A 13,202-nucleotide genomic window follows, 5' to 3' on the forward strand; every position below is an offset into this window, starting at 1 on the left:
TAAGCTTGGTGTTTAGACAAGGCAGGGCCTATGTAGTGTGGTTATTCTCCATAAATAGGCGATAACGTAGAATAAATGCCAAACATGCGCTGCCCGTACGGTTTTGCTCAGGGACAATTTAATTTGTTAAATTGCTCAAAAATTTATGCAGGTTGGTTTAAGCGGTACTGTTCAACTGAAAAACTAAAAATGGAATTGTTACTTAACCTGAACCCTGGTTAAAGGATTTATTATCCAAAGTTCAGGTGACTTTAACTAAAACCGAGTAGTGAGCGCCACATAGTTGGGATAAGTGCCACTGAGCTCTTTATGAGAGCCTTGCGCAACTACTTTGCCGTCTTCTAACCACACAACATTATCCATTTGAGCAAGTAGAGCGGGATCGTGCGTAATTGTCAGCACGCTGGCATTATCCATAACATGCATTATTGCTTGCATTACCCCTTGCTTAGATTGATTATCAAGACCTTCTGTTGGTTCATCAAGAACCAAAATAGCAGGGTTTTTAAGTAATGCTTGTGCAATAGCTATACGCCTAGATTGACCTTGCGACACGTTACGCCCGCCAGTGCCTAATCGTGTTTTTAAACCTTCTTTTAGCTCATTAAACCACGGGCTTAATTGCGCTAATGAGAGCGCTTCAATCATTTGCTCTTTAGTTGCATTTGGCGCGGCATAACGTAAATTTTCACTCAGTGTGCCATCAAAAATATGGTGCTGCTGGGCGAGTATATTTATCACACTTGCGCGTATATCATTATTTAACGAATGTAAGTCAACAACGTTATTTTGATTGTTTAACGTTATGCTGCCTTGCTGCAAAGGCCATAAACCAGTTAGTAAATTTACAAGCGTCGTTTTACCGCTGCCGCTTCTACCTACAATCGCTACTTTTTGCTGGGGCTTTAGTTCAAAATTAACATTCGTTAGTGCCGTCTGCTCACCATACTGGTAGCTAATATTGTTAAGTAGCAATGTGTGGTTTTGCGCACTAAAGTTTTCATCAACGTCTATATGTGTGCTTTCAATTTGCGAACTAGCAGCCTTATCTTCAAGTGTAAACAATCGCTCTGCTGCTTTTAAAACACTTGGAAGCGCTATAAATGCGTTAGGTAGTTGCAATACGCTTTCAAAGCTTGCCAGTACAAATAAACTCAACATAGCAAGCTCTACATTTACCATACTGTTTGCGTAAACCAGTGGGACAATGGTTACTATGCTAGCAAGCATGGCTAATTGAACAACCAACAAGCTTAACCCATCAGAGTTTGCCAGTGCTTTGTGGCGAATAAATAATTGCTGATTGTACTGCTCGCTTAATTCGTCGCACTTATTAAGCTGCTGCGAACGGGCTTGATAAATACTAAGCTCTCTAAGTCCTGTGAGTGTATCTGAAAGCTCAGAGCGAAGTTGTGCACTAAGTTGTGTTTCTTTGTGGCTGTTTTTAGTGAGCTTTGCGCTGAGTAGGGCAGGTATAACCACACCAATAAGCACAATGCCAGTAAAGCAAATAAGGGCGACGTTACCATTATAGGCCGACATAAACAGCATGATGATTGGCACACTTAAAAGAGCAACCAACATAGGCAGTAAAACGTTTAAATAAAATTTGTCGAGTGCGTCTACATCGTTTTGTAATCGGTTAACTAAATCAGCGCTGCGGCTCATTGCTAAATCAACATTGTTAAGCTTACTTAACGTTGCAAATACATTGGTACGTATTTCACTTAGTAATAAAAACGTGGCGTTATGAGTAACTAGGCGTTCGCCATAGCGCGATGCAGTTCGCACAATAGCTAAAAAACGAATCGTGCCGGCAGGAGTAAAATAATTCATTTGTACACCCGCAATACCAGCAGCGGCCATTGATGCTAAAAACCAGCCAGATATAGCCAACAGGCCCACATTAGCTAATACCGTAATCGTTGCTAAAAATGTACCCAATAGCATAGCTTTGTAATGAGGAGCACAAAGCTTTAATAAGCGGATAAAATTACGCATGCGCCACTCCTTGTTCAGCCGTTTTTAGTAAGTTAGCAAATGCACCATTTTGCGCTGCAAGTGTTTCAAAGTGACCTTGCTCAGCTATTTTTCCATCGTGCATCACAATGATATTGCTGGCATGTTTAACGGTATTTAATCTATGGGCAATAACTAACACTAAGTTGTTTTTAGCATATTCATTAATAGCATCTTGAATAAGCAGCTCTGTTTGGCTATCAAGGTGCGCTGTGGGTTCATCAAGCACTAAGACTGGTGCTTGTTTTATAAATGCGCGAGCCAGTGCAATACGTTGTTTTTGACCGCCAGAAAGTCCTTCGCCTTGCTCACCTATCAGTGTGTTAAAACCATCGGGTAGGGTATTTATAAATTCAAGCACACCAGCTTGCTCTGCTGCATGTTCAAGCTCTTGCTGTGTGGCAGTGGGTTTGGCCAATTTTATGTTGGCAGCAATGGTGTCGTAAAATAGCGTCGCTTTTTGTGGTATCCATGCAATATTATTTTGCAAGTAAGTAATATCGGTTGTACTTAAACTCTGATCATTAATAGATAGGTGCTTAATTACCTCAGGGTGAAACCCTAGTAGGCAATCAAACAAGGTACTTTTACCTGAGCCACTACTGCCCACAACGGCAATTAAGCCTTTATTTGGCAGTGTTAAATTTATATTTATAATCCCTTCGTTACTATCTGGGTATATAAAATTAAGGTCGGTAATACTTATTGAATTAATTGTATTTAAAGTTAAATTGTTTTCAGGTGCGCTTGTAGTTACGGGCTCACTTTCGTCACTTGGCAGTGGGGCATTTAAAATGGCAACCATATCGGTCGCCGCACTAATACCTTGTAAACGTGCATGGTAATGGCTACCTAGCTGGCGCAGTGGTAAATAAAATTCAGGCGCTAAAAGTAGCACCACAAAGCCAGTAGCAAAATCAAGAGTACCAAAAAACAATCTAAAACCAATAATTACGGCAACGAGTGCTACGCTAATGGTAGCTAAAAACTCAAGTGCAAATGATGACAAAAATGCGATTTTTAAAACATCGAGTGTCGCGTGTCTAAAGTCGTCTGAAATTTTAGCTATTTGTTTAAGCTCGGTACGTGTTGCATTAAATAGCTTGAGTTGAGTTAAACCTTGTACGCGGTCAAAAAAGTAATTGCCCAGTACAGCAAGTTGCTTCCAGCGTTTTTGGTTTAAAGCCTCTGCTTTTGAGCCTACCAAAATCATGAAAAAGGGAATGAGCGGGGCGGTTAATAAAAATATCAGCCCAGCTTTATAATCTGTCGGAAAAATAACAACCAATATTGCCAGCGGAATAAGTGCGCTGTAAGCAGCTCCGGGTAGGTATTTAGCATAATAGTCGTGGAGTGCTTCTACGCCATTATGTAGGGTATTTAATGTAGCGCCTTGGCCGTGTTGTTCTATATAGCTTGGCCCAAGTAAACTGAGCTTATTTAAAAGTGTTTGGCGCATAGCCGATTTTATTTTAAGTGCAGCAAATGCACTCAAACGTTCACTTAGCGCCAAAAACACTGCGCGTAATAAAATAATGCCTGCTAAGGGCCATAGTAAATAAGTAACTTGGGCTAAGTTATTACCTTCAAACATTACATTATGAATAGCTTGAGCCAGTAAATAAGCACCTGCAATCATTAGTAATGCGTTAAAAGTACCCAATGCAATGCTTAACTTTAACCACACTGCAGCGGGTTTACTTTGACGCTTTAAAAAAGCGCGCAGTGATTGCTGCTGCGCGCGATCTGGTCGGGGGTTAGTCGTCATCTTTGGTCGAGTTAGCTTCGTTTAATAAATCGTGCATGGGTTGTTCATCATCAGCAATACTGTTTTTATTTTGATGAAACTCGTACCACATTACATTTATTACACCTAAGGTACAGGCTAAAAGTACACCTAAAATCCAAGCGAAATACCACATTGTTTAGTCTCCTTAGTAGCTACCATGAGTGTTGTTTTCAATTTCTTCTACCGTTACTCTGCGCCACATTTTTACGTAACACCAAGTAGTGTAGGACAAAATTAGTGGTACAAAAATACACACTGCAACAAACATTATATTGAGCGTTTTATGGCTCGATACCGCATCCCAAATTGTTAAGCTAATATTCGGGTTGTTGCTAGATGGCATAATAAATGGGAACAGTGAAACACCGGCCGTCATAATCACGCCAATTAACATTAAGCTTGTTGAAATAAGTCCAAGTGCTGGTTTATTTAATTTAGAAAACACAAGTGCACTTAATGCCATTGCAAAGGCCAAAATAGGGAAGGTCATTGTCCACGGACGTGTGCTGTAATTACTTAACCAAGCGCCTTGCGCTGTAGTGACTACTTTAGCTAGAGGGTCTGCATGACTTTGTGTATCAGCCATAGATACAACTTGGTAACCTGTTAAATTAGCCACCCAAAAACCAGCTGCAGCAAATAACACAATAAATACAATAAGCGAATAGCGACCATATTGACCCGAACGCTCTGCGACCACACTTGCTGTTCGAAGTTGCAACCACATACCAGCATGAGCAACTAACATGGTAATACTTACTAAACCTGCAAGTAATCCAAATGGGTTAAGTAAGCCAAAAAATGAACCTTGGTAGCTAACACGCATAAGGTTATCAATATTAAACGGTACGCCTAAAAATAAATTACCAAACGCCACACCAAATACTAATGCTGGGATCGCGCTGCCTGCAAGCAAGCCCCAATCCCAGTTATTGCGCCAGCGTTTTGAGCCTACTTTACTGCGGTAATCAAACCCAAGTGGTCTAAAAAACAAAGCAAAGAGTACTAGCATCATGGCAAAGTAAAAGCCCGAAAACGCGGCAGCATAAACCATAGGCCACGCTGCAAATAACGCGCCGCCTGCAGTTATAAACCATACTTGGTTACCATCCCAATGCGGGCCAATTGTGTTTATTACTGCGCGGCGCTCTGAATCTGTTTTACCAACGAGGCGAAGTAACATAGCAACGCCCATATCCATGCCATCGGTAATAGCAAAACCAATAAGCAGCACACCAATGATCAACCACCAAAGCATTTTTAATGTTTCATAATCAAAAATCATGATTGCTCTCCTTCAGTTTGATCAGTTTTGTTTGGTAATTCAAAATGATACTTACCAGTATGTAGCGAGCTTGGTCCTTGCTTAACAAAGCGGATCATCAACCAACCTTCAACAATGGCTAAACCAGTATAGAAAATAACAAACCCAGTTAAGCTAATTAAAATATCGTTTACTGTTAGTGACGACGTGGCTAAAAAGGTCGGCAGTATTTCAGATATAGCCCAAGGTTGACGGCCATACTCAGCAACTATCCAGCCAAATTCAATCGCTATCCAAGGTAGTGGAATGCTCAATACGGCAGCCCATAACAACCAGCGTTTTTGCTCAATAACGCGATGTGCGTTGTAGTAAAATGCCAATATAAATACACCAAGCATGGCCACACCACAGGCAACCATAATCCTAAATGACCAAAACATAGGGCCTACTTTAGGAAAAGAGTCTTTAACTGCTTTTTGAATTTGCTCCTCGGTAGCATCTACAACATCAGGTGTGTAGCGCTTAAGTAGCAAGCCATAACCTAAATCATCTTTTAGAGTATTAAATTTGGCAATATTATCTGGCGTATCTTCACCGTTTCTGAGCATCGTAAGGTATTTATAAGCAATCATACCGTTACGAATACGTACTTCATGTTGTTTTTCTAGGTCGTTAATACCCGTTACTTGCTCATCAAGTGAGCGCGTAGCAATTAACCCAAGTGCGTAAGGTATTTTAACCGCCGCATGTGTTACTTGCTCTTCTGAATCAGGAAAACCAAATGCGGTAAACGCAGCTGGAGCTTCTTCTGTGTGCCATTCGGCTTCAATTGTGGCAAGTTTCACTTTTTGGACTTCGCCTACTTCGTAGCCTGATTCGTCACCGAGTAAAATTACACATAAAATTGACGCTAAACCAAAGCCTGATGCGACTGAAAAAGAACGTTTAGCGAATGCTAAATCACGGCCTTTTAATATATACCAACTGCTTATACCTAGCACAAACATAGACGCTGCTACATAACCTGCCGATACAGTATGAATAAACTTAACTTGGGCTACAGGGTTAAACACAAGCTCTGCAAAACTGGTCATTTCCATGCGCATGGTTTGATAGTTAAATTCAGCGCCTACTGGGTTTTGCATCCAACCGTTGGCAATTAAAATCCACAGCGCCGACATGTTAGTACCAATGGCCATTAAAAAGGTTGCACCTAAATGTTGGCGTTTAGAGAGTCTGTCCCAGCCTAAAAAGAACATACCTACAAAGGTCGATTCTAAAAAGAATGCCATTAAACCTTCAATAGCTAGGGGAGCTCCAAAAACATCACCTACGTAATGCGAGTAATAAGACCAGTTAGTACCAAACTCAAATTCCATGGTAAGGCCTGTCGCCACACCAATTGCAAAGTTAATACCAAACAATTTTCCCCAAAACTTAGTCATATCGCGATAAATTTCGCGACCGGTCATAACATAAACCGATTCCATAATAACTAAAATCCAGGTCATACCTATCGTTAACGGTACGAATAAGAAATGAAAGAGAGCGGTAACAGCAAACTGTAATCGCGATAGATCCACAAAGGTTTCATCTATCATTATTGGCTCCTTGAGAGTGACGGATTAACAGGGCAATGCTTAATTGGCAAAGTTAATGCTTAATGAACTTTCAGTAACTACTGAAAGTTTGTAATATTATTTACGTTTGTGCAATTTTTGTCAATATGTATATTAGTAAAACTTAATATATTTCCTATGCTACATCAGTATTAAAAACAAACAACATAAAGGCTTAACTTAGGTGATAAAAAACCAGTTATTTAAAGCGTTTAATCAAACAGTAAAACACGGTAAACTAATAAGCATGAACGCCTGGTTTACTTGTGAAATAAAATCAAATGAATAAAGATAAAAAACAACTACGAATTGGTATTGTGGCAGGTGAACTGTCGGGCGATATTTTAGGTGAAGGCTTAATTAAAGCCCTTCAAAAGCACTTTCCGGACGCTATTTTTGAAGGGATAGCGGGGCCTAAAATGCAAGCGCAGGGTTGTAAAACACTTTACGACATGGATGAGCTTTCGGTAATGGGGCTTGTTGAAGTGTTAGGGCGTTTACCGCGTTTGCTTAAAATACGTAAACAACTCGTGCAGCATTTTGTAGATAACCCACCTGATGTATTTATAGGTATTGATGCACCCGACTTTAACTTGCGAGTAGAAAAGCCGCTCAAAGATGCGGGTATTAAAACGGTGCAATACGTAAGTCCATCTGTTTGGGCGTGGCGCGAAAAGCGAATTCATACAATAAGTGCAGCGACTAACTTAGTTCTTGCATTGTTGCCTTTTGAGAAAGAATTTTATGATAAGCATCAAGTACCGTGTACGTTTGTGGGTCATACCTTGGCAGACGATATAGCACTTGAACACGACGACAGCAAAGCGCGTGAAGAACTCGGCTTAAGCCTTGATGACAAAGTACTGGCATTGCTACCTGGTAGTCGAGGCTCTGAGGTTGGTTTACTAAGTGAAACTTACATTAAAACAGCTGAAAAGCTGCAAGCGCAAAACCCAAATCTTAAAATTGTGGTGCCACTGGTAAACGAAAAGCGCAAAGCGCAGTTTACTGAAATATTAAACGCCACCGCGCCTGACCTTAATGTTAATCTGCTTGATGGGCAATCAAAATTAGCGATGCAAGCTGCCGATGCTATTTTATTAGCGTCGGGCACTGCAACACTTGAAGGCATGCTTTATAAAAAGCCAATGGTAGTGGGTTATAAAATAAAGCCTTTGAGCTATTGGATTTTTAAAACTCTATTTACGTTTAATATTAAGTACTTTTCGCTGCCTAATTTATTAGCCGACGAAGAGCTAGTGCCTGAGTTTTTACAAAGTGAGTGTAATGTGACTAACTTAACAAACGCACTTACCCCTATGCTCAACACAGATAACAAAGCGCTAAAAGCACGCTTTTTAGCCATTCACGAAAAAATTAGATTAAATGCCAGTGAACAAGCAGCCAACGCTGTGGCGGAGTTAATAAATGCAAATTGATAGACCAAATGTAACCCTAATTGCTGGTGTAGATGAAGTAGGGCGCGGCCCGCTTGTTGGTGATGTAGTTACTGCCGCCGTTATTTTAGATCCCACTAAACCTATTGCTGGCTTAGCAGATTCTAAAAAATTAACGGATAAAAAACGCCAAGCACTTGCAATTGAAATTAAAGAAAAAGCATTGTGTTACGCGTATGGTCGCTGCAATCCAACAGAAATTGATGAGTTAAATATTTTACACGCGACTATGCTTGCCATGACTCGCGCAGTGGAGGCATTAAGTACGCAACCTGAATTTGTATTTATAGATGGTAATCGTTTGCCAAAACTCACTATGCCAGCGCAAGCTGTTGTTAAAGGCGATAGCCTAGTGGCAGAAATTTCAGCCGCGTCTATTTTAGCTAAAGTAGCGCGCGATGACGAAATGCTTGAGCTTGATAAACGCCACCCTGAATATGGTTTTGCAGGGCATAAGGGGTATCCAACTAAAGCGCATTTTGCAGCGCTTGAGCAGTACGGCGCGATTGACGAACATCGTAAAAGCTTTAAACCTGTGCAGCGTGTATTGGCGCAAGCCAATGGTGAGGGCTAAGCATGGCTGCTCCTGATTTTGTTCATTTAAGAGTTCATTCAGATTTTTCGATGGTTGACGGCCTTGCTAAAACAAAGCCAATAGTCGCAAAAGCGCAAGAGCTGCAAATGCCCGCGATTGCGATTACCGACCAAATGAACTTTTGTGGTTTAGTGCGCTTTTATGGCGCAACACATAATGCCGGTATTAAACCTATAGTGGGTGCTGATTTTTGGGTTCGTAGCCCAGAATTTCCTGACGAGCCAAGCCGTTTAACCATATTAGCCAAAGACAACGACGGCTATAAAAACATTACCTTATTAATATCTAAAGCGTATCAACGTGGGCATGTATTTCATCGCCCTGTGATTGACCGTGAGTGGTTAGTTGAGCTAAAAGCAGGCTTAATTATTCTCTCGGGTGCTAAAGACGGTGATTTAGGTAAAGCGTTATTAAAAAATAATCCGACTGTAATTGAATCAGTTGTTAGTTTTTATAAGCAGCATTTTAGCGATAACTACTACCTTGAGCTTGTTCGCACTAACCGACCGCTTGAAGAAGATTACTTACACATGGCGGTAGAGCTTGCTACCAAAGAGCAGTTACCTGTTGTAGCGACCAACGAAGTAGTGTTTTTAAAGCCTGAAAACTTTGAAGCGCACGAAATTCGCGTTGCTATTTTTGACGGTTACACACTTGATGATAAACGCAGGCCTAAACGGTTCTCTGAAGAACAATACCTAAAAACACCAGAGCAAATGGCTGAGCTGTTTAGCGACATTCCAGAAGCGCTACAAAACACCGTAGAAATCGCTAAACGTTGTAATGTAACTGTGCAATTAGGGACTTACTTTTTACCTGATTACCCAACTGGCTCACTTAAGATTGATGAGTTTTTAGTTAAAGTGTCAGAAGACGGCCTTGAAGAGCGTCTACAGTTTTTATTCCCCGATGAAGAAGAGCGAAAAGTAAAACGCGTTGAATACGATGAACGACTTGATATAGAGCTTGGCGTAATTAACCAAATGGGATTCCCAGGTTACTTCTTAATCGTAATGGAGTTTATCCAGTGGAGTAAAGATAACAATATTCCGGTTGGACCTGGTCGTGGTTCAGGTGCGGGTTCGTTAGTTGCGTACGCGCTTAAAATTACCGATTTGGATCCACTTGAATTCGACTTGCTTTTTGAGCGATTTTTGAATCCTGAACGTGTATCAATGCCCGATTTCGACGTCGACTTTTGTATGGATAGACGAGACGAAGTAATTGATCACGTGTCGGCTTTGTATGGTCGAGATGCGGTATCGCAAATTATTACCTTTGGTACTATGGCTGCAAAGGCGGTAATACGCGATGTAGGGCGAGTGCTTGGGCATCCTTATGGATTCGTTGATCGTATCTCAAAAATGATTCCAGGGGACCCTGGGATGACACTTGCTAAAGCGTTTGATATAGAGCCGCGCTTGCAAGAAGCCTACGATGGCGATAACGAAGTAAAAGATTTAATCGACATGTGTCGCATCCTAGAAGGGTGTACACGTAACGCCGGTAAGCACGCTGGTGGCGTAGTAATATCGCCAACCACGATTACCGATTTCGCCGCGCTTTATTGCGATGACGAAGGTAAGTTTCCGGTCACACAGTTTGATAAAAATGATGTAGAAACTGCAGGCTTAGTTAAGTTCGATTTCTTGGGTTTACGTACACTGACTATTTTGCAGTGGGCGGTCGATATGACCAACGTGCGCATGGAGCGCCAAGGTAAAGACCCTGTCGATATAAACACTATTCCACTGGATGATAAAAAAAGTATTGAGCTACTACTTCGCGCCGAAACGACTGCTGTATTCCAGCTAGAGTCGCGCGGTATGAAAGACTTAGTACGCCGACTTAAGCCCGATTGCTTTGAAGATATGATTGCACTTGTGGCCTTGTTCCGCCCAGGTCCGCTGCAATCAGGCATGGTAGATAACTTTATCGACCGAAAGCTGGGCCGAGAAGAAATCTCATACCCTGATGCGCAATATCAGCACGAAAGCTTAAAACCAATACTTGATCCAACGTACGGCATTATTTTGTATCAAGAACAAGTAATGCAAATTGCGCAAGTACTAGCAGGTTATACGCTAGGCGGCGCCGATATGCTTCGCCGTGCAATGGGTAAGAAAAAACCCGAAGAAATGGCAAAGCAGCGTTCAACATTTGAAGATGGCGCAAGAAATAACGGTATCGACGGCGAGCTCGCGATAAAAATCTTCGACTTGGTAGAAAAGTTCGCAGGTTACGGATTTAATAAATCTCACTCGGCAGCTTACGCACTGGTTTCGTATCAAACATTGTGGATGAAAACCCATCATCCGGCAGAGTTTATGGCTGCTGTAATGTCGGCCGATATGGATAACACCGACAAAATAGTTATTTTGGTGGATGAATGTGAAAACATGAAACTCACCTTATTACCGCCAGACGTAAATGCAGGTGAGTTTAAGTTTACAGTAAACCTTGAAGGTGAAATTGTTTACGGCATTGGCGCGATAAAAGGCGTGGGTGAAGCACCGGTTGATGCAATCCTAGAAGCGCGTGCAAAAGGCGGCCCATTTAAAGATTTATTTGATTTTTGTGCCCGCGTTGACTTAAAACGCTTAAATAAGCGTGTGACCGAAAAATTAATTTACTCAGGCGCACTTGATAAGCTTGGGCCTGAAAAAACGCAACCTGGACGTGCTACGTTATTGGCTAGTTTAAAAAGTGCAATGCGTGCGGCCGACCAACACAACAAAGCTGAGCTATTAGGGCAAAGTGACTTGTTTGGTTTATTAGCCACTGAGCCTGATGAAGTTGAACAAGCTTTTATTAAAGCCATAGGCCTCACTGATAACGAATGGTTAGAGGGCGAAAAAGAGACCCTAGGCCTTTATTTAACAGGGCATCCGATAAATCAATACCGCCGTGAACTTAAGCATTACACCAGTGGGAAAATAGTTGATTTACAGCCTACTAATCGCGATGTGTTTGCCACAGCGGCTGGTTTGGTGATTGCTTCTAGGGTGTTAATTAATAAAAAAGGAAATCGTTGGGCCTTAGTAACTTTAGATGACAAGAGTGCACGCATTGATGTACGCTTGTATTCAGACGAGTTTGAAAAGTACCAAGATATGCTCCAAGTTAATAATATCTTGGTAATATCTGGACAGGTCAGCTTTGATAACTTCTCTGGTGGTATTACAATGACCGCCAGAGAAATAAACACCATTGCTCAGGCGCGTGAAAAGCGTATTAAAGCGATTAAAATGACGCTGAACATGGTGCAAATCGAGGCTGGTTTCTTCGATAAATTACAAAAAGTACTCGAACCCTACAAAATGGGAACGTGTCCGATCAAGGTTTATTACCAACGTCCAGATGCGTTGGTACAATTAACTCTTGGGATCGAATGGTGTGTTACGCCAAGTGATGACTTAATTCATAAGTTATCGCTAATGGCGGCGCAAGATGTAGAACTGGAATTTAACTAATTAGGTAGTTTAGAGCATGAGCCTCAATTATCTTGATTTTGAGCTTCCGATTGCAGAATTAGAAGCGAAAATTGAAGAATTACAAAATGTAAGCCGCGCTGGCGAATTAGACCTTGGATTAGAAGAGGAAGTCAGCAAATTAAAAGAGAAAAGCGACCAGTTAAAAGGGAAGATATTCTCTGAACTTGGCGCTTGGCAAGTATCACAGTTGGCACGTCACCCGTTGCGTCCTTATACTCGAGATTATATCGAGCGTATTTTCACGGAATTTGACGAGTTTGCTGGCGATCGAACTTTTGCTAACGATCCGGCTATTTTAGGTGGTATAGCGCGTTTAGATGGCGAACCAGTAATGGTTATTGGCCAACAAAAAGGCCGCGACACTGCTGAAAAAATTAAACGCAACTTTGGTATGCCAAAGCCAGAAGGTTACCGTAAAGCATTACGCTTAATGGAAATGGCTGAGCGTTTTAAAATGCCAATCATGACTTTTATCGACACGCCGGGTGCATACCCAGGTGTAGGCGCTGAAGAGCGTGGCCAATCTGAAGCAATCGCACGTAACTTAAAAGTAATGGCGACACTTAAAGTGCCGACAATATGTACAGTTATTGGTGAAGGTGGTTCAGGCGGTGCATTAGCGATTGGTGTTGGCGACAGAGTTAATATGTTGCAGTACAGTACTTATTCTGTAATTTCGCCTGAAGGTTGTGCGTCTATTCTTTGGAAAAGCGCCGACAAAGCACCCCTTGCAGCAGAAGCAATGGGTGTAACCGCAGAGCGCGTTAAAGAACTAGATTTAATCAGCAACTTAGTTGATGAGCCACTAGGTGGTGCGCACCGTAATTACGATGCTATGGCACGTAACTTAAAAGTGCGCCTAAAACGAGATTTAGCTGACCTACAAGCTCTTACGCTTGAAGAAATGCTTGATCAGCGTTACAAGCGTTTAATGTCGTTTGGCTATTGCTAAGCACATTAAATGT

Annotated in this window: 9 protein-coding genes; 4 read left to right on the forward strand and 5 right to left on the reverse strand. The window is 41.6% G+C overall.

Annotated elements, in window-relative coordinates; translation table 11 throughout:
• Positions 1-255 precede the first annotated feature (255 nt).
• From cydC to P20495_RS17990, 5 genes are read right to left on the reverse strand one after another with little or no spacing between them, the layout of a single operon-like run.
• The gene (gene cydC / locus P20495_RS18010) at positions 256-2,001 is read right to left on the reverse strand and encodes a thiol reductant ABC exporter subunit CydC (RefSeq protein ID WP_008133884.1); all 1,746 of its coding nucleotides are present in this window, start codon (positions 1,999-2,001) and stop codon (positions 256-258) included.
• On the reverse strand, positions 1,994-3,787 hold the full coding sequence (gene cydD, locus P20495_RS18005) for a thiol reductant ABC exporter subunit CydD (RefSeq protein ID WP_008133886.1): 1,794 nt from the start codon (positions 3,785-3,787) through the stop codon (positions 1,994-1,996). The genes cydC and cydD overlap by 8 nt, the downstream gene beginning before the upstream one ends.
• Positions 3,777-3,941, reverse strand: coding sequence for a cytochrome bd-I oxidase subunit CydX (gene cydX / locus P20495_RS18000; RefSeq protein ID WP_008133888.1), 165 nt, complete (start codon positions 3,939-3,941; stop codon positions 3,777-3,779). The genes cydD and cydX overlap by 11 nt, the downstream gene beginning before the upstream one ends.
• 12 nt (positions 3,942-3,953) lie before the next feature.
• Positions 3,954-5,093, reverse strand: a complete 1,140-nt coding sequence (gene cydB / locus P20495_RS17995) for a cytochrome d ubiquinol oxidase subunit II (RefSeq protein ID WP_008133890.1) — start codon at positions 5,091-5,093, stop codon at positions 3,954-3,956.
• Positions 5,090-6,673 carry a cytochrome ubiquinol oxidase subunit I gene (locus tag P20495_RS17990; protein WP_008133891.1) on the reverse strand — a complete coding sequence of 528 codons (1,584 nt, stop codon included), beginning with the start codon at positions 6,671-6,673 and terminating at the stop codon, positions 5,090-5,092. The genes cydB and P20495_RS17990 overlap by 4 nt, the downstream gene beginning before the upstream one ends.
• 299 nt (positions 6,674-6,972) lie before the next feature.
• On the opposite strand from P20495_RS17990, the gene lpxB reads away from it, so the two are divergent.
• From lpxB to accA, 4 genes are read left to right on the forward strand one after another with little or no spacing between them, the layout of a single operon-like run.
• The gene (gene lpxB / locus P20495_RS17985) at positions 6,973-8,130 is read left to right on the forward strand and encodes a lipid-A-disaccharide synthase (RefSeq protein ID WP_007376798.1); all 1,158 of its coding nucleotides are present in this window, start codon (positions 6,973-6,975) and stop codon (positions 8,128-8,130) included.
• Positions 8,120-8,722, forward strand: coding sequence for a ribonuclease HII (rnhB, locus tag P20495_RS17980; protein WP_008133895.1), 603 nt, complete (start codon positions 8,120-8,122; stop codon positions 8,720-8,722). The genes lpxB and rnhB overlap by 11 nt, the downstream gene beginning before the upstream one ends.
• Positions 8,723-8,724: 2 nt before the next feature.
• Entirely contained in the window at positions 8,725-12,216 is a 3,492-nt protein-coding gene (gene dnaE, locus P20495_RS17975) for a DNA polymerase III subunit alpha (protein ID WP_008133896.1), read from the forward strand.
• A 16-nt stretch (positions 12,217-12,232) separates the two neighbouring features.
• Positions 12,233-13,189: an acetyl-CoA carboxylase carboxyl transferase subunit alpha gene (gene accA / locus P20495_RS17970; RefSeq protein WP_008133897.1), complete on the forward strand. Its 957-nt coding sequence runs from the start codon at positions 12,233-12,235 to the stop codon at positions 13,187-13,189.
• Positions 13,190-13,202 lie beyond the last annotated feature (13 nt).

The sequence above is a fragment of the Pseudoalteromonas sp. BSi20495 genome (assembly GCF_000241185.1).
GTDB classification, from domain to species: domain Bacteria; phylum Pseudomonadota; class Gammaproteobacteria; order Enterobacterales; family Alteromonadaceae; genus Pseudoalteromonas; species Pseudoalteromonas fuliginea.